Consider the following 20,062-nt stretch of genomic DNA (forward strand, 5'->3'; position numbering starts at 1 on the left):
AATCAATGAATCAGAATATAAATCAGCTCAATACAGTTCTTAACTACGTAAAAGAAACTTTTGTAGGCAAAAATGATGTCGTAGATCTGTTGGGAATATGCCTTTTGGCAAGAGAAAATGCCTTTTTGTACGGTCCTCCGGGAACAGCAAAATCAGCTATTGTCAGAACATTGGCAAAAACAGTGAAAGACGGGAAAAACTTTGAATATTTATTAACCCGCTTTACAGAACCAAACGAAATCTTCGGCCCTTTTGATATCAGAAAACTGAAAGAAGGAGAACTTCTAACCAATACAGAAGGAATGATGCCAGAAGCTTCCATGGTCTTCCTGGATGAGATTTTTAATGCGAACTCTGCTATTCTGAATTCCCTTTTGATGGCACTTAACGAGAAGATTTTTAAAAGAGGAAAAGAAACAAAACACTTACCTGCACTGATGTTTGTAGGAGCAAGTAACGTTCTTCCGGAAGATGAAGCATTGAATGCATTATTTGACCGTTTTCTGGTAAGAATTAATGTAGATTATGTAAATCCTGAACTATTACAACAGGTACTTTTAGCCGGAAGAAAACTGGAAAACCAAGAAGAAACTGAAGTTCCCGAGATTTATGCCGATGAGATCAGGCAGCTCCAGAGCCTATGCCGGACAATAGACCTTAAACCCATTTATGAAGTATATCTGAATACCATTATGAGTCTTAGAAATACAGGAATTGCTATTTCAGACCGTAGAGCCGTAAAGCTTCAGAACCTGATTGCCGCAAGTGCCCTGATCTGCGGAAGAAAAGAAGCGGTGCTTTCTGACCTTTGGGTGTTGAAGCATATCTGGGATACAGAAGAACAGATTGAAATTCTGGAAGGAATTATCAACAGAACCATAGAAAAAGACGAGCACCCAGATTCCCATCCACAGGCTATGCACAACAAAACACCCAATCCTGAGGAAGTCATGAAAGATGTGACAATTCTTGTAGAAAAATGGAATGGCGGAATGCTGAGCTTTGAAGAACAGAATGTAATAAAAGATAAACTGAGATATCTGCAGACCCGTTGCGACTGGATCAGAAATCCGGAACAGAAACAGTATATCCAGCAAGAAATTGAAAGCTTATGGCAGAAAATCCTTCAAAGCGTTTAAAAGAATTCTGGGCAGAACTTCCCCGTGCTGATGAAGACTTTCTGGGCTCTATCAGAGACTGGAAAAATGTTCAGATCGCAGTGGATGAAGAAACAATCTGGCTGAAAGGCTTTACTGACGAACAGGTAGAAGCTCCGGAAATACAACAGTTACCGGACTTTATCCTGTATGAACTTCGGGAGGGTCTTTTATTCAGGAAAGAGGCTTTGGTTCCAAGTAAAAAAATGAGGACAGCATTGCTTTGGATACCTATAGACAAGGCATTGCAGCTTACTTTTCCGCCTTCCAATCAAAACTATTTTGGAATTCATGAACAGGTTCAGGTAAGAGTAAAAGAAAGCAATGAAGAGCAGCCGGTGATTGCTTTACTGAGTAATATTACTGATATTAAAGAAAGTATCGCTGCATTACCTAGGTTTAAACTAGAAAAAATAAAATGGACTATTTTAGGAGATAAAGCCCTGTTTATAGGGATTCCATTATTAAGCTTTCCCGGAAAAACATATTGGACAAAAGACAGGCATTTATTGCCGGCCGGGTTGGATTTTGAATTTAAAAACCTAAGCACACTTTTACAGCAGAAATATAATAAAGATCTGGAAGGATGGTTACTTTGGGATGAAAATGGAAATTACCTTTTAATAAAAGAAATAGATTTCCGCCCATTGTCCGTAAGCTCATTCCGTCTTACAGAAAAATCAAAAGAATGGAATTAAAGGCCTATTTCCAGTCCTACGAAAATTACTTTTGGGAATGGAAAACTGATGAAGATGTTCCTGGTGATTCCGGGTATCATGACAACAATCTCCTCTCGGTACCGGGAGTGGGAGCGATAGCGTACAGGCCCTATGTGATGGAGATTCTCAAAGAACTTCAACCACAGGGATGGCCTCCGTTTGGAGCCCTGCTTATGGTTTTATATGCGATGCAGGATGGTTATATTGATTTTGCCGGCCCTTTGAGACGCACCGCTGAGTTTTACAGCATTGGAAATTTTGATTTCAATGCAGAAAAAGAAATTCAATTTCTTGAAAAAATACAATCACTTCCTAATGTTTATAAGCAGAAGCAAAACAGAATTGTATTGCTGCAGACTTTATTCAGCAATGGCCACAACAGAATATCTTCAGTAAATGCTGAAGCAAATATAAGAATCTATTATAAGCGGCCGCATGAGCTTGTTTCCAGTGCAGAAAAACAACATGCTGGTCCCTCTGTTTTAAACAAAGATTTAAGCGCATTGAATCTGAACGAAAAGTTTCCTACAGTACAATCCATCATTGATGCGATGAAGGGACTGGTTGAAGAACCTGAACTGGATGATGAGGTCATAAAAGAAGAAACAACGACGGATACTGATAAAGATTTTATCAAAGAATTAATTGAAGAACCAAAGACATTTCAGGTAGGAAGTCTCATCAAAAGAATATGGAGTGGTCTGAAAATTCCGATGCGCCACCTTTCTCCCGGAGAACAGCCTATCGGAGGAATTTCTGATATGACCAACAAAGGTGATTTTCACAGGATGCTTCTTTCTGAGTTTGCCAATGAAGATGATATATTCATGAATCGGGTAGCCAATAATGAAGCTCTTTACATTCAAAGAGAGATTCCGCCTGAAGAAAATATTTTTGAAAGAATTATCCTGATAGATACTTCCCTCAGAAACTGGGGAACTCCAAAAGTTTTGGCTTTTGCCTCTGCAATTGCTGTTATCAAACATCCGAAAGCCCATTCTGAATGTAAAGTTTTTGCTTTAGGACAGGCAGGAGTTCCGATTGCGCTTAACAAAGTGGAAGAAGTGGTGGAAAACCTCAATCAGGTAAGTCCGGTTTTGGAAGTGTCAGAAGCATTGGAAAGTTTTTTTAACCAGGAACATACTGAAAAAGATATTGAAGTTTTCTTCATTACCCATCAGGAGAATATGGAGGATGAAAAAGTTCAGCGAGTAGTTCTTCAGAATAGAGACAGACTAAAGTTTCTGGTGACTACAACATCAGATGGGGAAATTAATTTTTATAAACATCATAAAGGAGCCAGAAAACATATTCAGAAAATAAAACTTCCATTGCAGGAACTATGGGCCAATCCGCCACAGCAAAAACGGTCTGTTCAGAACTTCAATGGAAAGAAAACCGATCTTCCACAAAATTATCCGATTTTATTCCCAACCCCTGTTAATAAGATCGCTAAGTTTTTATATGAAGGAGAATTTTTTATTTTGAGTTCAAAAAAGCAATTATTGAAGACTTATCTTTCTGATAATTATTACGACAAACATTCCTATGATTACTATAAAACACATCATGGCTGTGAAGTGTTGTTTGATAATATTTCCATAAAACCAAAAGGACAGTTTGCCCTTGCAAAAGACAAACAGCAGCACTTTATTCTGTGCCAGTATCAGTCTGATCAAAAATTAATATCAAAGCTTAATCTGAATACAAGAGAATATTCTGAGCAGAATCTTACAGGAATGAATATTCCGGAGTCCTACAAACTGATTTATTTTGGGCGGAGTTTTTATCTGCATCACCCGGACAATTCTACCCACTATAAAATAAACAGAGATGGAAATATTTCTGTGGAACCTATTACCGGAAAAGATAAAGAATTTGAAAAAAATAATATAAAGGCCGAAGCGGAAGTTGCCAAACTGAAGGGAAGCGGATTGAAGATTATCAATAATTTCAACAAAATAGGAATCAATCAATATGAAAATCTGGTTATTTCCGGACATGAATTGTACAGTGCTTCAGAAAACACACTGGATTTTTCCAAAAATAAGTACGAGATTAAAATTTTTGCTGAGCAGAATAAAAATAAATTTACATTCCCCGACGGAAGCGAAATTATTACAGATTCACGGGGAATGCTGACTTTCCGGAGCAGCAATAAGAGTATTGAAGAATTTTTCCTTCCTTCCACATCTCATGGATTCCTCTCTTTGGCAACCTATACTGAATTTGGCGGATCAGAATATTATCTTCCGGAACATGCCCTGTTGAAAGTAAGAACAATGGACGATATGTGCGACAGGTTTTTGAAACCGTTTATAGAACAGATTTTGGATTATGGAGCTTAGAATAAAACCTTTCCCGAAAAATAATTATCCCAAAACGGGGCTTTTGATCAGAGGCTCTTCACCTGTGGTATGGCTTCAGGAAATGGAAATGCTTGGAATTAATGTAAACCAGATAAGATCTTATGCAATTCCTGCAGACAATCCCAATGTACTGTATGGTTGTTTCCTTGTTTTTACTGACAATGCTCCGCAGGAAATAGGCAGAAATGCTTACTTTCAGTGTGTAGATAACAGGCTTTTCATTCCTGAAAATACTACTTTTTATCCCAAAATAAATCCGGAAGACTGGGCGCAGCTTGATTCCCGTTTTCTGATTATGCATCCCGAATTCGGCCTGGTAAAACTATCTGAGGAAATCGACTGGATTTCATTAATTCAACAGCCCGGTATTATAGACGAAAGCATCAGAAAACCACTGAACGGAGTTTCAATTCCTCAAAAAATAGAAAGCTATACCGTTGAAATTGATGACGAAAAAGTGATGGAAGCATTACAGCCAAAGCAAACCGAAGAAGAATGGATGAATAACCTTCCGTTTGACCTTAAAAAAGTAATGGCCGGGAATAAAAAAGAAATAGAAAAGTACTTACAATACATTGAAAAATATCCTGAAAGAGCAGTAGATCTAGGCGTTTCTCTGGATGTTATGGGAACTTCCAGAGGAGATGGCTTTGGCAAATTTACCTGGCTGGAAGGATTATTTGGCGGAGGTTCCGGAGGTAAAACCGACAGTGCAAGAACAAGAAATTTACGCAGAGTTTTCTGGGCAGTAATTATCGTGGCTATCGTCTTAAAGATTGCGTTGCCTTCGGATAAAAATAATCCCGATCAGGAAGAAAATACAGCCTCTTCCGGGAAAATTGCAAACAACGCTGTAAAAGCACCTTCTGATATGATTGCTTTCCAGTCCGGAATTTCTGAAATTGATCTGAAGATAGATTCTATATATCATCAGGAGAGAAAAGAATTGTCCAAAGAACTTATTCATGCCGGGATCATAGAATCCAAAACAAAAGAAGACAAGGAGAATTATAAAAAAGCTGGCGGAAGAGAGGTCAGTGAAATAGGAAGAGACATTGGAAAGCTTGTGAATAAAGAAAAACAAAGCAGAGATTCTCTTAAAACCATTTATACCCAAAAGATTACAAAACATCTTGAACAAAATACAGAAAAACTGAAACGTAAAATTTCAGATTCTCTAAAGCAGTATACCAAAGGAAAACCTGTAAACGGAGAAGTCGTAAAATTCCTTCTGAAAAAGAGAAAAGCTTTAATGGCTGATTCCTTGGGAAAACTTTACGGTACATTTGATATTGTAGACCCTTCTTCTGCCTCCATTGACAAATCAAAAGTGAAAGCAGTGGGAACGGAAGGAACTCCATTGGAGAATAAAGCTCCGGTTTCAGATATTATGTATATGGTGATCCTGATGATTGCAGGAGTAGGATTGTATTTGTTTTTATTTAAAAATAAATCATTAAATCTTGGTGGTGATAACGTACCTGTATGGGTAAAATTTATTTTAATAGCAATCCTTGTGGTGATGCTGGTGTACTTATTTTATCCATTAGTAAAAATGTTTGGCTACAATTGGTTTGTATGGGTTCTCGTAATCTGTGTGATGCTGCTCCTTTATCGATTGTTCAGAGATGATAAAACCATTTTAAAATCCGATGATGATGAATAAACAGAAATTTATAGACAAATTTATGGCAGCATTCCTATTGCTGGCTATATTTAAGGTCATCGGAATCGTTGCCCAGTTATTTCATGAAAGCTTTTGGAGTGTAGTAGGAACATTGGCTATTTTCTTAATTGTAGCCGTTATTATCCTTCTCGTGATCACTTCTTTAAAAGATAAAGAACAAAACAACAGAAATTCAGCAGGAAGAAAAGGTGGAGGAAGCAGCAGTTTCTATCTGGAAAATTCACTTTTTGACAGAATACGAAGCAAATACGAAGAACTCGCTGAAAAATATATTGCTGAAAACGATTATAAAAAAGCAGCCAGAGTCTATATGAATTTGCTGCAGGATAATTACAGAGGTGCAAAAACACTGGAAAATGGTGGATTCTACAATGAAGCAGCCGTAGTCTATCTTAAAAAGCTGAACAACAAATCCGATGCTGCAACCTGCTATGAAAAAGCAAAGCAATACAAAAAAGCCATTGACCTCTATAAAGAAATGGAGCAGAAAGAAAAAGTAGGCGATCTCTATAAAGAGATCAACGATCTTAAAAATGCCCACAACTATTATCAGATGGTTGCAGATGACTATACCGTCAATAATCAAATGGTGAAAGCTTCTTTGGTATACCGCAAAAAAATGGAGAAAACGGAAGAAGCACAAAAAGTACTGCTGAAAGGTTGGGAAGAAGATAAAGATGCATTCAATTGTTTGAATAACTACTTTGCCAATATTTTTGATGTTAAAAAACTGGAATCTGAAATTCAGCATTTATATCAGAAAACTCCGGCTCACAAAAAGATCACTTATCTGGAGGCTCTGAAATATGAATTCAAAAAAGATCCCAAATTGCATACAGCAACCAGAAACATAGCCTATGAAATAATTGCAGAGAAAGTAGCCACCCGTTCAGAAATTGTCAATGAACTGAAATTCTTTAATCCCAATGATGAAGTGATTCTGAAAGATATTTCAAGATTCAAGACAGGAAGAAATAAAATGTTCAGGAATTAAATATTTAAAGATTGAAGAATTTAAAAATTAAAGAAAAGTTTCTCTTTGAAAAAAAGAAACATTCTCCGCTTCATCAAATCAATTGTAATTGATCCCTAAAAATAAGAAACTCTTGAAATAAAAGATGACATAGCAATTCTGTTTTTGTTGGAAAATCGCAAAGACGCAAATATTTTATAAATTTAATATATGATTTTTAAGGCGCGAGAAAATTGAAAATTTTCAGCAAGGGTGGCTTATTAATTAGTTGTATTATATGGAACAATATTATTAGCAGTATTAAATTTTATCGGAGATAAAATCCTCGCGCCTTAAAGCACAATTTTTTGATATTATTTTGCGCCTTTGCGTATATAAAACCTTCCAGAAATTGTGAATATTATAAAAATGATACCAAAAAGATTTATCTTTGCCCCAGAAAATTATGACAATACAAAGAGCACATATCAATGCAGAACTATGCGAAAGTCCTTCTATAAAAGGATTATTCGGGTATGATGAGATGATATGGAATGAGGCGAAATGTGCTGACTTTGGAAATTATTTACTGTAAACTTGTAAAAAATTAATCAAAATACAACAGAAACGCCTCGGAAAACCGAGGCGTTTTTTGTTTTTTAGGTCAGAAATTATTTAGAATGAAAAAAAATAACTATAAACATGAAAAATTTTTAATAAACAATGAAACTTTAATACGATAAAATAGAGTGATAAGCAACCCGGTGAGAGACAGTCATTTAGGTAATTAAGATATCTGCAAAATATTGCGGACAGAAATTCTCTATTCTGAAAATAGAGTATAACTAATTGATTATCAATAGTTTAAATCAGAAATTTATTTGCAGATTCCAAAAAATCATATTTACTTTGCAACCGAAAATTGAAAGCAACAGGTTTTCAGGATTCAATTAAAAATAATTTAAAACAAACAAAATAAAATGAAACAGTTACACAGCATATTCAATCAATATTCAAGACTATTCGGACAGGATCCGGCAGGTGTTGCATGTATTCTTGAAAGTGGAATTGTGGATAAAAGGTGCTTATATACGTGGGTCAGCTAATGATCTCTTACGTTAAAATATATGAAGTGCCTCCCGAAAAGAGGCGCTTTTTTTTATGGTTTCTTTAGCTTATTTGGTAAAGCGCCGGTCTGTGGAACCGGAGAACAGGGTTCGATTCCCGGAGATACCCAAAATATAAAATCCCATGGCTCAAATGGTTAGAGCACCGGTCTTTTAAACCGGGGGTTGAAAGTTCAAATCTTTCTGGGATTACTATAACGGTTCCGTAGCTCAACCGGATAGAGCATGGGTTTTCTAAACCCAGGGTTAGAGGTTCGAAATACAAAGTATTCGTGAATGCCATAAAGTAAAGTATGAAATTCATGAACAATCCTCTCGGAATCACAAAAAGGTCTATTGAGGTAATGGCTAACCTGCCCGACTGTCTCTTGGGCACTGCGAGTTCGATTCTCGCATAGACCGCAAAGATTCATAAAAGATTTCGGTTCCGACTGTCTCTCGGAAAAGAATTTTAAAGTGAATCTGCAAAACTGGAAAGATAACGGTGGTTGTTTACCCGTCTTGGACGCGGGAGGTCGCAAGTTCGAATCTTGCTTTCCAGACAATTTGTTCCATTAGCATAGTGGTAAGTGCATTCGGCTTTCTACCGAACGACAAGGGTTCGATCCCCTTATGGAATACAAATGATTTCGTAGCTCAAGTGGTTAGAGTATCGGTCTGATACACCGAAGGTTGAAGGTTCGAGTCCTTCCGGAATTACAATGATTTTGTAGCTCAATGGTAGAGCACCGGCCTGTTAAACCGGAAGTTGAAAGTTCGAATCTTTCCAAAATCGCAGGTAACTAATTGTTAATTGTTTCAGGAGAAAAAGTAAAAGTTTGTCGAGAGCAGAAGATCTTTACGCCAAACACAGAAAATACTGACAAACTTTTTCTGATCTCTCCAAAGACAGTTAGAATTGAAGATATCATTTATAAATTTTTAGGTAAAAATAAAGTTTGTCGAGCGCAGAAGTTCTTATATCAAACAAATTAAGACAGACTTTATTTTTTAATCTGATGGTTCGCCGAAGTGGAAGAGTCGGGGCGGTCTGCAAAACCGTTGTGTAAACTGAGTGGGTTTGAATCCCATAACCATCTCAATAAACTAAAATGAGATTAGTTCAGGAGAAAAAATAAAAGTTTGTCGAGCATAGACGATCTTATATCAAACAAAAAAATAATGACAAACTTTATTTACTCCACAAAGAATTAATTACTCATGAAATCCGGAAGTACGCCGAAGTTGGAGAGTCGGGGCAGACTGTAAATCTGTTGCTTCATTGCTGAGTAGGTTCGAATCCTACTACTTCCACCAGCCACTGATAATGTAATGGCAGCATGCAGGAAATGTACTCTTGTTGTTTAGGTTCGATTCCTGGTCAGTGGGGTTAAGCTCTATTCGTCTAACGGTGAGGACGCCTGCCTTTCGAGCAGAAAATAAGGGTTCGATTCCCTTATAGAGTACTGGATGTGAATAGCTGGTCAATATTGAATCGATATAATACCATGAAAGTTCAGATTTTTTTAAAAATTGGCCAGTTACCATTCACAAAAAAAATGAAGAAAAGAGAAAAGGTCTGTCAAGAGCAGAAGATCTTTAGTCAATAAAAATAGACAGCCTTTTACTTTTTAAAAAAACAAAATACATTAGGAAATGAGAAAGGTTTGTCAGGCGCAGAAGATCTTTACAAATACTAGCAGGCATAATTTATGAACAGACAGAGCTTTCTCAAACCTAAACACAATATGATAAGCAATGAATAGTGAGCAATAAGTAATAAGCTGTACAAAAATTACTCATTATATATAAATGCCGCGGGAATGGTGGAATGGCAGACACTCTTGACTTAGGATCAAGCTTTTGGGGGTTCGAATCCCTCTTCCCGTACCAAACATAAATACTAAATAATGCTATAATCTGAAAATTACTCATTATTTATTAAATCCGGAAGAGTGGTGTAGAAGGTCTGCACGTTAGTCTGAAAAACTAGAGGTACAGGTTCAATTCCTGTCTGTTCCACAAAAACATGAATGATAAGTAATGAGCAATGAGTAATCATTGATACCTGACTGGTTTCTGGCATTACTCATTACCAATTACTTATTACTCATTAATTTAAATACTGATTCATAGTGTAATAGGCAGCACACAAGATTTTGATTCTTGGAGTTTAGGTTCGAGTCCTGATGAATTAACAACGTTTACTCTGATAGTGTAATGGCAGCATCTCAGTCTCCAAAACTGATGGTATCGGTTCGAGTCCGGTTCGGAGTGCAAAAAATAGAAATTAGAAACTAGAAGTTAGAAATTATGACAGCTAGTGATCATTTATCAATTATCAACAATCATTTATGAATTAAAACATGTAGAAAAAATGGAAACGCAACAACAAACATGGCAGAATATGAACGGAAAATTTTTCCACAACTCTATCACACAGCTGGTAGAAGAAGCCATCATCCGCGAACAGGCAAACGGACACCGTCTGAAAGTATGTGTAGGATCAGACTCTCATGTGTACGGAGATGCCATCAGTTATGCTACGGCAGTAGTATTTATTCGTGAAGGAAAAGGAGCGTTTACCTTTATCAGAAAAGAAAGAGAAATACAGAATATCAGTATCAAGGAGCGAATGCTGAATGAGGTCAACAAATCCGTTGAAATTGCATACGCGATCTGTTCTGTGTTGGATACTTATGGTGTGGAAATGGAGGTACACGCAGACATTAATACCGACCCCGATTTTAAATCCAATGTCGCATTAAAAGATGCAATGGGATACATTCTGGGAATGGGATATGTGTTTAAAGCGAAACCTTTTGCCTTCGCAAGTTCCAATTGTGCTGATATGATGGTTTAAACAGATAAGAAGTCAGAAGCTGGAAGTTTTTAGCATTATAATATTTAAGTATCAAGCTTCTAATAAATTAACGAAACAATGGAAATGACAAAAAGATTATTATTTCTGGATGATATAAGATATCCGGTTGAGGCATATCATTATACCAAACAGGAGATTTTCCTCAGAAGTGACTGGCATATCGTTCGGAATTACGAACAGTTTGTCAACAGGATTTTGGAAAAAGGACTTCCGGAAATGATTTCTTTTGACCATGACTTGGCAGATGAACACTATTTGGAGCCGGATTCTCAGGAATTTGTCGAAAAAACAGGATATGACTGCACCAAATGGCTGATAGAATATTGTATGGATAATTATCTTGATCTTCCAAAATTCTATTGTCATTCTATGAATCCTGTAGGAAAGGAAAATATTCTTAGCCTTTTAAAAAACTTTAAAAAACTGTAATGGACATTTTTAGATATATTCAAGATATAAAAACTCATCTGAAACTCACATTTGATGACGTGGACAGATGGTTTAAAAAAGATAAAAAAACGTTGAATTATCAACCTTCAAACGGAGGTTGGACGATTCAACAGATTTTAGAACATATTTATCTTACGAATTTTTACTTGCTAATCCTTATTGAAAAAGGTTTCAAGAAAGCAATGAAAAATTCTTTGAATCTTGACCTTGAATCTGAAATTAAAAACTACAGTTTCAATAAGGAAAACTTTGACACGGTAGGTGAACATGGCGCTTTTGAATGGATAAGACCGGAACATATGGAACCGAAAGGAGAAATGAATCTGGATGAAATCAGAAGTCTGATTACTCAGCAATATCTTCAGTGTTTACAATATCTGGAAGTAATGGAAAATGGTGAAGGTTTCTTGTATAAAACAACAATGACGGTGAATGAACTGGGGAAAATTAATGTATATGAATATATTTATTTTCTGTCACTTCATGCCCAAAGGCATATTACCCAGATGAAAAAAAACGAATCAGAAACGATTAAAAACTAAAACAAAATGATTTTCAAAACATATAACTCTATAGAAAATGCTTACCAGGCCCGCGTGATCGAACAGATCAGAATGCAGGGTTTTGGGGATGAGGTTTTCATAGTACAGGAAAAAGTTCACGGAGCTAATTTCTCTTTCTTTACCGATGGAAAGGAAATTAAAATTGCGAAGAGAACTGCTTTCATCGAAAAAGATGAGAAATTTTTCAATGCACATCAGATGTTGGAACGCTATAAAAAAAATGTAATAGAAGTGTTTCAAAAAGTGAAAACGATTTACCCGGATGTAGAAACTGTAGTGATCTACGGTGAATTGTTCGGTGGCGGCTACAAACATAATGAAGTGGAACCCGTAAAAGATACTGTGAAGGTACAGAAAGGTATTGAATATGCCCCTCACAACGAATTTTACGCTTTCGATATCAAGTTGAATGGAATTACCTATTTGGATACAGACGTTGTCAATCAGATTTTTGAGGAGACAGGATTTTTCTATGCTAAAATCTTGTTCCAGGGAACTCTTGAGGACGCTTTGAAATTCCCCAATGTTTTCAATTCAAAAATTCCAGCTTGGCTGGGACTTCCTGAATTGGAGAACAATATGTGTGAAGGTACCATTGTAAAAACTTTGAAAACCAAATACTTTGGAAACGGTGCAAGAATTATTCTGAAAAATAAGAATGAAAAGTGGGTCGAAAAGTCCAAAATGGTTAAAAAAGAAGGTAAAACTGTTCAGAAACAGGTTCATTTCAGTGATAAAGCTCAGGAGATCTGGGAAGAAATCCAAAAATATGCTACAGCCAACAGATTAAATAATGTGGTAAGCAAAATCGGCGAATTCCAACCTAAAATGATAGGAAAGGTAATTGGTCTTTTTTCACAGGATATTTTAGAGGATTTCCAAAAAGACTTTCCGGCAGCTTTCACAGCTATTGAAAAAGACGAGCAGAAAAGGATCAATAAAAAATTGAATTCTTTAGCAATTGATTTTATAAAAGAAGAGTTGATGACTCTTAAAGTGTAGTTTCGGTAATTTTTTACCGAAACTTTTTTATGTGTAAACTTAACCATCAAAATAAGATAAGTATCAAAAATCTTTGATTTTTACTAAGCAGCTAGTTTGTCATTCCGATAGGAATCTCGATAGATAAAAATAGAGGTTAGATTCTTTCAGAATGACAGGCGTTATGGATATTTTTTATGGTTCAAAAAAAGAAAAAACTATGTTACAGGCAGAAATAAAAAGTCTTTTAAAAGAAGACATCAGTATATTGATCAAAGTCCCTAACTCAGGAAAGTACTATTTGTGTGATTGTGGAGAAGCGAGTTTATTGACTGTGAAAGAGGTACAGTCTACATCAGCCATCTTCATCAGTCATACCCATATTGATCATTTTTCAAATTTCGATGGAATTTTCAGGTATCAGATCGGAAGTGGAGAAAAAGTGGTGATCTGTGGACCAAAAAATATTCATCAGCAGGTTGAAGCAAGGTTAAAATCTTACACCTGGAATTTGATCGATGAAAAGGCAATTGCATATGAAATTCGTGAGATTGTTTCAAAAGATGAAATTAATATCTACGCCCTTCATCCGCCACATTGGAATGTGGAACTAATTAATACCCAAGATTTCCTTTTTGAAGACGAATATGTAAACGTTGATTTTGCTATTCTGGATCACAAAACAGATTCCATCGCTTATCTGTTTAAAGAAAAAGATTCGGTAAGATTTAATGAAAATATTTCCGGCTTTAGAAAGGGAAAGTGGATCAGCGAGTTGAAGACCGCTTTTGGAAATAATGATGGAGACAAAGAAATTGAAATTGAAGGAACTGTTTATAACGCAGCAGATCTCTTTCATTTGTTAACCCGAAATACCGGATACAAGCTTGGTGTCATCATGGATCATGCGGCAGAAGAAAACAATTACGAAAAAATAAGAACTGTATTTGGAGGAGCAGATCTCGTGTATATTGAAAGCTTTTATAAAGATACAGATCAGGAATTTGCAAAGATCAATTACCATAGTTTTGCTTCTGCATCAGGAAAAATAATGAATGAATGCCAGGTGAAAGATGCAGCCCCGATTCACTTTTCAAGAAGATATACGGAGCGTGATCAGGAAGAAATTGAAACTGCTTTTTATAAAGCATTTCGTAAGAATTAATTAAAAATATTTATTAAACAAAAACTATAAAATCCACAGATTGCATATACGTGTAGTTGGCATTCTGACGAAGGAAGAATCTCTTTCAAAATGAAGATAGATTATTCACTTTTCCACAGACTCTCAGACTGTATTTGGAATGACAGTGGGAATGTTGTAGTTAAAAACAATTAAAAAAAAAATGAAACCCAATATATTTTTTACAGCTGACCATCATTTTGGTCATGAAAATATTATAAAATTTTCAGAAAGACCTTTTGAATCTCTGGATCATATGAATGAAGAACTCATTAAAAGATGGAACAAAAAAATTCAACCCGGTGATACAGTCTACCATTTAGGAGATATGAGCCTTGGGAAACCAGATTTTACAAAAGAGATTTTAGATAGATTGAATGGTAATATCCATCTCATCAAAGGTAATCACGAAGGTGCTGCTCTCACATATCCCAAGCGGTTTGCTTCCATCAGAGATTATCACGAACTGAAAATTGATGAAGCAGATAACAGCAACGGAAAACAGAAAATTATTCTTTTCCACTATGCTATGCGTACCTGGAATGGCTCGCACCGCGGTGTCTGGCAGTTATACGGCCATTCACACGGGACATTGCCGGATGATGAGATGGCACTCAGCTTTGACGTAGGAGTAGACTGCCACGATTTTTACCCGGTTTCCTACGAAGAAGTCAAAGAATTGATGAAAAGGAAAAAGTGGACACCACCATTTGCTCCAAGAAATTAATTACAAGTAATAAGTAATGATTTGATGGAAGGAAAAATGAAAATAATATTTCATTGCGTATTGAACAGCCTTCATCATACATTTTACTTTTTGCATTGTATATTTTACAATAACATGAAAACAACCAATGAGATCATAATTATTGATCTGGAAGCTACGTGCTGGGAAAACGACAGAATTCCCATCGGGCAGAAAGTCGATATTATAGAAATAGGGATTTGCAAATTAAACTTAACATCAAAAGCAATTTCCCAAAAACAAAGCATTTATGTAATTCCTGAAAGATCAGAAATCAACAGATTCTGTACAAAACTGACCGGAATTACTCCTCAATTGATAGAAGAAAAAGGAATTTATTTTGAAGAAGCCTGCGAAATGATCAGAGATCAATACCGTTCTGCGCCACTTACATGGGCAGGATACGGAAACTTTGATGGAGAACAGATCATAGAACAGTGTGACTGGCTTGGAATAACAAACCCTTTTTCAGAAAACTATATGAATGTGATGCATGAATTCAGAAGACATTTCAGACTGCACAAACAAATAGGGCTTAAAAGAGCCTTGAGCTATCTGAATATGGACTTTGAAGGCACCCATCACAGTGGAGCAGATGATGCTTACAATACAGCCAGAATTTTAAGTAAGATTCTGTAAATAATTAGGATGGATGACTGAAGCTGGGAGCTGGAAGTAAATCACATGCTGTAAAACTTCCCTCTTCCATCCTTTAACAATTAAATTTTAAACAAGTGAAAACAACAGAAAACATATTAATAGTAGACCTTGAAGCAACATGTTGGGAAAACTACCCGCCAAGAGGTCAGGAAAGCGAGATCATCGAAATCGGGGTATGCATCATGAATGCAAAGACCGGTAAGATCTCCAAAAATGAAGGGATTTTAATAAAGCCCCAATACTCAAAAGTAAGTCCGTTCTGTACGGAACTTACTACTCTTACCCAAAATATGCTGGATGATGAAGGAATCATGCTGGATGATGCATTCGATATTCTGAGAGCAGAATATGATTCAGAAGAACTTACATGGGCGAGCTACGGAAACTACGATCTGAATATGCTTCAGAACCAGGCAAGAAGGTTCTATACAGATTATCCTATGAGTGATGACCATATCAATGTGAAAACATTATTCGGACAAACTCATCCTACCATCAGGAAAAGTGTTGGGATGAACAGGGCTTTGGGTGAATTGGGTATGACTTTAGAAGGTACACACCACAGAGGAGTGGATGATGCCAAAAACATTGCAAAGATTCTGCATTGGTGTCTGAAGAATTATTAAATAATCTGAAGTTACAACAGATCAATTTAAAAATGAAGACTGTCTCAAAGCATGAGATAGTCTTTTTTTATTTTGTAAGTGTATAAAATTTAATGAATTATCATCCTGATTTTGATATTTTAAATAAAATTAACGTATCTGTGCAATATAATGGTTTCATCACAAGGTATTATAAATTCTAAAATTAAGACACTAAACAATGTGTAAATATCAAAGTAGAGAGTCTTTAGACACTTTTTTATTAATATATCTTTAAACAGGGAATTGTTTTTATGTTGTCAAAGTGATGGTATCAGTTGTTTTATTAACTTAATATTTTGTTAAAAAATTCACTTTAATGGGATAATTTACTGTCTGCCAGTCATTTTTTTATATTTTAGCTGATAAGAATGAATTTATGCTTATTGATGGTGTTTTTGAGATAAAAAAATTAAACTATAAAATAAAGGAAATTACTCCTTTTCTTAAAAAGCTTACACCAAAAGGTAAAAAAGAAGTTGCTGTTCTTTTAAAAAAATATAATAATAAAAAACTGAGCCGCAATACAATTTGTGTATTGGCTTCTTTGATTTGCTGCAAAGCGGGAAATGAGTACAATGACAAATCCGGATATGTTGTAATACCGGCTTATTTTGTCGACGAATTCTTTGAAAATCACCTTCTTGAAAATACCTCTTTTTTGAACAATTTATTCAATTCTTATCGTTGTGTTTATCATAATGGCCTGTTTAAAATTTTATATAAGAGACTTTGTTTTTCAGATTCTTTTTTTTCAATGAAAAGCAATGAAATTTTATCAAGTGCTGTATATCAATATAATACCAAGGAAGGAATGGCGTTTCCGGATGTTTGGATGAAGCTGAATTCATCTTCTCTGCAGATGCATTATTTATTCCTCTCTTTGGGACTGTTTAATAAATACGAAACACTCTCTGGTACGGCTTTTGAAGCCTTATTAAACAATACAGTTTCGGATGATTTTAAGAAACAGAGATTAGAAATATCAATCGGTAAAAAGGTCAGTTTTGAATGGACAATAGTAAAGATACTTACAGAAAAGTTTTTAAAACTTATCAACCTGATTACCAATCGAAATATAGCTTTCAGAAAACTGCTGATCCCCATTCTTTCAGCTGTTGAGAAATCAATTTTTAATGTTAAAAGCTCTCCAATTTTTGTTATGAACTGGTAAAGCAGAACCAGACCAAGACAATTATCGGACTGCTGGAAGAATGGAAAAAATGAATAACCTGAAACAAATTTATACATCAAATTAGAAGCGCATGAAAGAAAGACTTTATGAGATCCTTAATGAGGAAAAGATACATGAGATTATCCCTTTTCTAAAAGAACTTAGTATTGAAGAAAGGAAAACCCTGGTGCCCTCTATAAAGAAAATGGACAGGGAAATCAGTAAAATTGTAATGACTAAAAACTCCTACCACACGGCAGGATCTGTAAGCCAACATTCCATTATTGATATTGCTTCATTTGTCTGTATGGATAAAAAGAATTTCGGTAAAAACTACTGGAGTCTTTTCCGTAATGCAGAACAGACCGAACAGATTCTGGAGTGGGGCTGCCCAGAATGGTTTTCAGACTTTATCAATGAATCCGTAGAAGCTGAATTTACAGCGTTTAACTATAAAGATATTTTAGGATGGACAGAAAAAGGCTATGTACAGCCCAAACCGGAATTGCTGGGACATCATCTGAGTAATTATCCGGCTGAACTGGACCGTCATCCCGAAACCCTTAATACCCACTTTTGGTACTTATGTGAATATCCTTCCAAATCTTTACCTTTCCGTAAAGAATGGTTTCCTATCGTTCAGAAACTGATCACAGAAAAAAAGATTGAAAGAAAAAGATTTTTAAAAGAATGCCTTCTGGCTTCCAACAGAAATTTTAATAAAAATGTCACGGGCTGGTTTATGGATGCATTTACATCATTAAAACCAACTGAAGAAGAACTTTCTGAGCTGCAGGATGAATTGCTTGCAGGGTTGGCCTCCTCACAGTCAAAAGCTGTGAATACCATATTATCACATTTGAAAAAAATTGTGGGAGTTCCTGATTTTAAGAATGATGAGTTTTCCCATTACCTTCCGAATCTGCTGAGCTCGGAAGTAAAAACAGTGGTTGTTTCCAGTCTGGTACTGACCGAAAAAATATTTCAGAGAAAGAAAATAGATCCTGAAATGCTGGGAATGGCTCTAAGTACAGCATTTGTCAGCAAAGATGATGGCGTACAGTCAAAAGCTGCGAAAATTATCCTTAAATATATTCCGGCTTCAGAAAATATGATAGAAGCTCTTTCACACTATTCGGATAATATACTGACTAATGTACGTCCTCTTCTTATAAAATATATTGAAGAAACACAACCGGAGCTGGAGGCAATAGCTTCAGAAAAACTATCCCTGACTCCAGAAGAAAATGCGGTGAAAGTACTTGAGAACTTTGAAGACCTGATGTTTTATCTTCCTGTGGCCATGGATGATCCGTACAGTCATCATTGTGATATTGCTTTGGCTGGATTTATCCGTTTTGCCGGTGATGTAAATGCTGAGTCTGTGAAATTAATAGAACCCGTATTTTTGAAAGCCTGTAAAACAATTGCGAAATGGGAAGTTCCCTATCTGAATGTTTTACTATGCAATGCTATTATCAACTATGGTTTGGATTTACTGGAAAAATATCCGATTCAGCTTAAAAACCTGGAAAAAATTTACCATAAAACCAAAGATGAGGAAGCTGAAAGAGAATCTTACTCCAATTATCAAAAAAAATTGGGACCGATTGAAAATGTAGGAGCAGATTGCCCTGCCAGAATCGCGTTTAAAGAGCTTGCTATTTATGCGTATGAAAAAATAAAGTCAGGAGATAAAATCCCGCTATTGTTCCCGGTTACCCATGCTCCATGCTGGATTTCCCCTGTTACACTGGTGGAAAGATTAGAGAGCTATCAGAATAATAATATCGTACCTCATCATCTTGATATTCAGCTGGCATTGCAGCGTTGTGCTTTAGACAATACTTCAGAAGCTGCGATAGAAGCTGAAAAAAGATTAAAGGGAGAATATAAAGAACTGTTACTTTTCTTCTTTGGCAAAAATGCTAGACCGGAAGGAAAATTTGAACACCCTTCATGGTGGATGACTGCGGGAATTACCCGTTCACCGGAAACAGTGTTTGAAGAATTCAGCAGTTTCGGATATGATGATATTCCTGTAGAATTCTTTTCAGGGACTTACAAATGGAAAACCATTGATAATAAGAAAAACTCATACTATCCTGTAGAGCTGAAAATTGTTCTTCCCAAATATCATCTTGTAAAAAGGAAAGACCCTTTATTCGTGGAATATTTCATTGCCGAACAGAAAGAACTTACCGAAATCCCTGCATTGATGCTGTGCTTTCCGAATACTCCGGCAAATGCTTTGGCAAAAGTAATCAAGCACTGCCTTTTCTTTTCAGGAATTGCCGAAGTTTATGAAAGAAGCCTGGTTTTGAATACTGCGAATGCGCTTTATCAGATCAAAAAACCTTTGGATGAAATCGGGTATTTGTTCTTAGGAACTATTTTCCTGGACAGCGATAAAACGATCCGTGGTACAGCAGCTGAAATTTGGCTGGAACACGTTTCTTCCCAAACGATGGATAATGCATGGTTAGGAAGAGTAATCGGTCTCCATGAAAAGCTGGAATGGGCTCCTGTTAAAAGATTGACAGATCTTATACAGCATCATATGCTGAATGTAAGTAAGAACCATAATATTGCTCTGGAAGAATTGATTTCCAATATATTGCTTCAAATGGAAACGCCGGTTACCAATCTGAAAAAGATTCTGGAAATCTACCATGAAGTATTGGCTTTGAATCACTCAGAAGCCCATAAAGAGATAATCGGGAAACTGGATAGCTGGAAAGAAAATTCAAGTCTGAAAAAAATCTGCAGTCTTCTTCTGAAAAAATAG

17 protein-coding genes and 15 tRNA genes are annotated in these 20,062 nt (G+C 36.0%); all 32 read left to right on the forward strand.

Annotation, left to right across the window (positions count from 1 at the left end; genetic code table 11):
• Positions 1 to 5 precede the first annotated feature (5 nt).
• The 32 genes from ACTJIP_RS20585 to ACTJIP_RS20740 all read left to right on the forward strand — a co-directional run bounded on the left by ACTJIP_RS20585 (position 6) and on the right by ACTJIP_RS20740 (position 20,062).
• Complete coding sequence (locus tag ACTJIP_RS20585) at positions 6 to 1,139, forward strand: AAA family ATPase (protein ID WP_180565170.1); 1,134 nt, start codon at positions 6 to 8, stop codon at positions 1,137 to 1,139.
• On the forward strand, positions 1,112 to 1,855 hold the full coding sequence (locus ACTJIP_RS20590; RefSeq protein ID WP_219072224.1) for a hypothetical protein: 744 nt from the start codon (positions 1,112 to 1,114) through the stop codon (positions 1,853 to 1,855). The genes ACTJIP_RS20585 and ACTJIP_RS20590 overlap by 28 nt, the downstream gene beginning before the upstream one ends.
• Positions 1,846 to 4,224, forward strand: a complete 2,379-nt coding sequence (locus tag ACTJIP_RS20595) for a hypothetical protein (RefSeq protein ID WP_180565172.1) — start codon at positions 1,846 to 1,848, stop codon at positions 4,222 to 4,224. Before ACTJIP_RS20590 ends, ACTJIP_RS20595 begins: the two co-directional genes overlap by 10 nt.
• Entirely contained in the window at positions 4,214 to 5,911 is a 1,698-nt protein-coding gene (locus tag ACTJIP_RS20600; RefSeq protein WP_440705039.1) for an APC family permease, read from the forward strand. The genes ACTJIP_RS20595 and ACTJIP_RS20600 overlap by 11 nt, the downstream gene beginning before the upstream one ends.
• Positions 5,904 to 6,926: a hypothetical protein gene (locus ACTJIP_RS20605; RefSeq protein ID WP_428168996.1), complete on the forward strand. Its 1,023-nt coding sequence runs from the start codon at positions 5,904 to 5,906 to the stop codon at positions 6,924 to 6,926. Before ACTJIP_RS20600 ends, ACTJIP_RS20605 begins: the two co-directional genes overlap by 8 nt.
• A 424-nt stretch (positions 6,927 to 7,350) precedes the next feature.
• Positions 7,351 to 7,479, forward strand: a complete 129-nt coding sequence (locus tag ACTJIP_RS20610) for a penicillin-binding protein (protein WP_077413916.1) — start codon at positions 7,351 to 7,353, stop codon at positions 7,477 to 7,479.
• Positions 7,480 to 7,864: 385 nt separating this feature from the next.
• On the forward strand, positions 7,865 to 7,990 hold the full coding sequence (locus ACTJIP_RS20615; RefSeq protein WP_262484606.1) for a hypothetical protein: 126 nt from the start codon (positions 7,865 to 7,867) through the stop codon (positions 7,988 to 7,990).
• A 63-nt stretch (positions 7,991 to 8,053) separates the two neighbouring features.
• A tRNA-His gene (locus ACTJIP_RS20620) sits at positions 8,054 to 8,121 on the forward strand.
• 8 nt (positions 8,122 to 8,129) lie between these two features.
• Positions 8,130 to 8,203, forward strand: a tRNA-Lys gene (locus ACTJIP_RS20625).
• A gap of 7 nt (positions 8,204 to 8,210) precedes the next feature.
• Positions 8,211 to 8,335: transfer RNA gene (locus tag ACTJIP_RS20630), tRNA-Arg, on the forward strand.
• 6 nt (positions 8,336 to 8,341) lie between these two features.
• Positions 8,342 to 8,413 (forward strand) — tRNA-Asp (locus ACTJIP_RS20635).
• Between the two features lie 68 nt (positions 8,414 to 8,481).
• Positions 8,482 to 8,553: transfer RNA gene (locus ACTJIP_RS20640), tRNA-Pro, on the forward strand.
• Between the two features lie 6 nt (positions 8,554 to 8,559).
• Positions 8,560 to 8,631: transfer RNA gene (locus tag ACTJIP_RS20645), tRNA-Glu, on the forward strand.
• A gap of 5 nt (positions 8,632 to 8,636) precedes the next feature.
• Positions 8,637 to 8,710 (forward strand) — tRNA-Ile (locus ACTJIP_RS20650).
• A gap of 4 nt (positions 8,711 to 8,714) precedes the next feature.
• A tRNA-Asn gene (locus tag ACTJIP_RS20655) sits at positions 8,715 to 8,786 on the forward strand.
• 222 nt (positions 8,787 to 9,008) lie between these two features.
• Positions 9,009 to 9,090 (forward strand) — tRNA-Cys (locus tag ACTJIP_RS20660).
• A 130-nt stretch (positions 9,091 to 9,220) separates the two neighbouring features.
• Positions 9,221 to 9,307, forward strand: a tRNA-Tyr gene (locus ACTJIP_RS20665).
• Positions 9,308 to 9,384: 77 nt separating this feature from the next.
• Positions 9,385 to 9,456 (forward strand) — tRNA-Glu (locus tag ACTJIP_RS20670).
• A 351-nt stretch (positions 9,457 to 9,807) separates the two neighbouring features.
• Positions 9,808 to 9,883 (forward strand) — tRNA-Leu (locus ACTJIP_RS20675).
• 56 nt (positions 9,884 to 9,939) lie between these two features.
• Positions 9,940 to 10,012 (forward strand) — tRNA-Phe (locus ACTJIP_RS20680).
• Positions 10,013 to 10,116: 104 nt separating this feature from the next.
• Positions 10,117 to 10,188: transfer RNA gene (locus ACTJIP_RS20685), tRNA-Gln, on the forward strand.
• Between the two features lie 8 nt (positions 10,189 to 10,196).
• Positions 10,197 to 10,267, forward strand: a tRNA-Trp gene (locus ACTJIP_RS20690).
• Positions 10,268 to 10,367: 100 nt separating this feature from the next.
• Positions 10,368 to 10,853: a ribonuclease H-like YkuK family protein gene (locus ACTJIP_RS20695; RefSeq protein WP_077413917.1), complete on the forward strand. Its 486-nt coding sequence runs from the start codon at positions 10,368 to 10,370 to the stop codon at positions 10,851 to 10,853.
• Positions 10,854 to 10,931: 78 nt separating this feature from the next.
• A complete protein-coding gene (locus ACTJIP_RS20700; protein WP_440705040.1) occupies positions 10,932 to 11,303 on the forward strand; it encodes a cyclic-phosphate processing receiver domain-containing protein in 372 nt (123 codons plus the stop codon).
• Positions 11,303 to 11,866, forward strand: coding sequence for a DinB family protein (locus tag ACTJIP_RS20705; RefSeq protein WP_077413919.1), 564 nt, complete (start codon positions 11,303 to 11,305; stop codon positions 11,864 to 11,866). Before ACTJIP_RS20700 ends, ACTJIP_RS20705 begins: the two co-directional genes overlap by 1 nt.
• A 6-nt stretch (positions 11,867 to 11,872) precedes the next feature.
• A complete protein-coding gene (locus ACTJIP_RS20710; protein WP_180565175.1) occupies positions 11,873 to 12,889 on the forward strand; it encodes an RNA ligase, Rnl2 family in 1,017 nt (338 codons plus the stop codon).
• A gap of 199 nt (positions 12,890 to 13,088) precedes the next feature.
• Positions 13,089 to 14,033 carry a peptidase gene (locus ACTJIP_RS20715; protein ID WP_440705041.1) on the forward strand — a complete coding sequence of 315 codons (945 nt, stop codon included), beginning with the start codon at positions 13,089 to 13,091 and terminating at the stop codon, positions 14,031 to 14,033.
• Positions 14,034 to 14,214: 181 nt separating this feature from the next.
• Positions 14,215 to 14,778: a metallophosphoesterase family protein gene (locus tag ACTJIP_RS20720; RefSeq protein WP_077413922.1), complete on the forward strand. Its 564-nt coding sequence runs from the start codon at positions 14,215 to 14,217 to the stop codon at positions 14,776 to 14,778.
• 114 nt (positions 14,779 to 14,892) lie between these two features.
• Positions 14,893 to 15,435, forward strand: a complete 543-nt coding sequence (locus tag ACTJIP_RS20725; RefSeq protein WP_175627195.1) for a 3'-5' exonuclease — start codon at positions 14,893 to 14,895, stop codon at positions 15,433 to 15,435.
• A gap of 95 nt (positions 15,436 to 15,530) precedes the next feature.
• Complete coding sequence (locus ACTJIP_RS20730) at positions 15,531 to 16,082, forward strand: 3'-5' exonuclease (protein WP_180565177.1); 552 nt, start codon at positions 15,531 to 15,533, stop codon at positions 16,080 to 16,082.
• A gap of 397 nt (positions 16,083 to 16,479) precedes the next feature.
• A complete protein-coding gene (locus ACTJIP_RS20735; RefSeq protein ID WP_180565178.1) occupies positions 16,480 to 17,274 on the forward strand; it encodes a hypothetical protein in 795 nt (264 codons plus the stop codon).
• Positions 17,275 to 17,365: 91 nt separating this feature from the next.
• Positions 17,366 to 20,062, forward strand: coding sequence for a DUF6493 family protein (locus ACTJIP_RS20740; RefSeq protein WP_077413926.1), 2,697 nt, complete (start codon positions 17,366 to 17,368; stop codon positions 20,060 to 20,062).

This window comes from Chryseobacterium sp. 22543 (genome assembly GCF_052044565.1).
In the GTDB taxonomy this organism is placed as follows: domain Bacteria; phylum Bacteroidota; class Bacteroidia; order Flavobacteriales; family Weeksellaceae; genus Chryseobacterium.

Bases quoted from the DNA above. Each gene is read 5' to 3' on its own strand.
- ACTJIP_RS20585 (WP_180565170.1), top strand. From the start codon at position 6: ATGAATCAGAATATAAATCAGCTCAATACAGTTCTTAACTACGTAAAA.
- ACTJIP_RS20590 (WP_219072224.1), top strand. From the start codon at position 1,112: ATGGCAGAAAATCCTTCAAAGCGTTTAAAAGAATTCTGGGCAGAACTT.
- ACTJIP_RS20595 (WP_180565172.1), top strand. From the start codon at position 1,846: ATGGAATTAAAGGCCTATTTCCAGTCCTACGAAAATTACTTTTGGGAA.
- ACTJIP_RS20600 (WP_440705039.1), top strand. From the start codon at position 4,214: ATGGAGCTTAGAATAAAACCTTTCCCGAAAAATAATTATCCCAAAACG.
- ACTJIP_RS20605 (WP_428168996.1), top strand. From the start codon at position 5,904: ATGAATAAACAGAAATTTATAGACAAATTTATGGCAGCATTCCTATTG.
- ACTJIP_RS20610 (WP_077413916.1), top strand. From the start codon at position 7,351: ATGACAATACAAAGAGCACATATCAATGCAGAACTATGCGAAAGTCCT.
- ACTJIP_RS20615 (WP_262484606.1), top strand. From the start codon at position 7,865: ATGAAACAGTTACACAGCATATTCAATCAATATTCAAGACTATTCGGA.
- ACTJIP_RS20695 (WP_077413917.1), top strand. From the start codon at position 10,368: ATGGAAACGCAACAACAAACATGGCAGAATATGAACGGAAAATTTTTC.
- ACTJIP_RS20700 (WP_440705040.1), top strand. From the start codon at position 10,932: ATGGAAATGACAAAAAGATTATTATTTCTGGATGATATAAGATATCCG.
- ACTJIP_RS20705 (WP_077413919.1), top strand. From the start codon at position 11,303: ATGGACATTTTTAGATATATTCAAGATATAAAAACTCATCTGAAACTC.
- ACTJIP_RS20710 (WP_180565175.1), top strand. From the start codon at position 11,873: ATGATTTTCAAAACATATAACTCTATAGAAAATGCTTACCAGGCCCGC.
- ACTJIP_RS20715 (WP_440705041.1), top strand. From the start codon at position 13,089: ATGTTACAGGCAGAAATAAAAAGTCTTTTAAAAGAAGACATCAGTATA.
- ACTJIP_RS20720 (WP_077413922.1), top strand. From the start codon at position 14,215: ATGAAACCCAATATATTTTTTACAGCTGACCATCATTTTGGTCATGAA.
- ACTJIP_RS20725 (WP_175627195.1), top strand. From the start codon at position 14,893: ATGAAAACAACCAATGAGATCATAATTATTGATCTGGAAGCTACGTGC.
- ACTJIP_RS20735 (WP_180565178.1), top strand. From the start codon at position 16,480: ATGCTTATTGATGGTGTTTTTGAGATAAAAAAATTAAACTATAAAATA.
- ACTJIP_RS20740 (WP_077413926.1), top strand. From the start codon at position 17,366: ATGAAAGAAAGACTTTATGAGATCCTTAATGAGGAAAAGATACATGAG.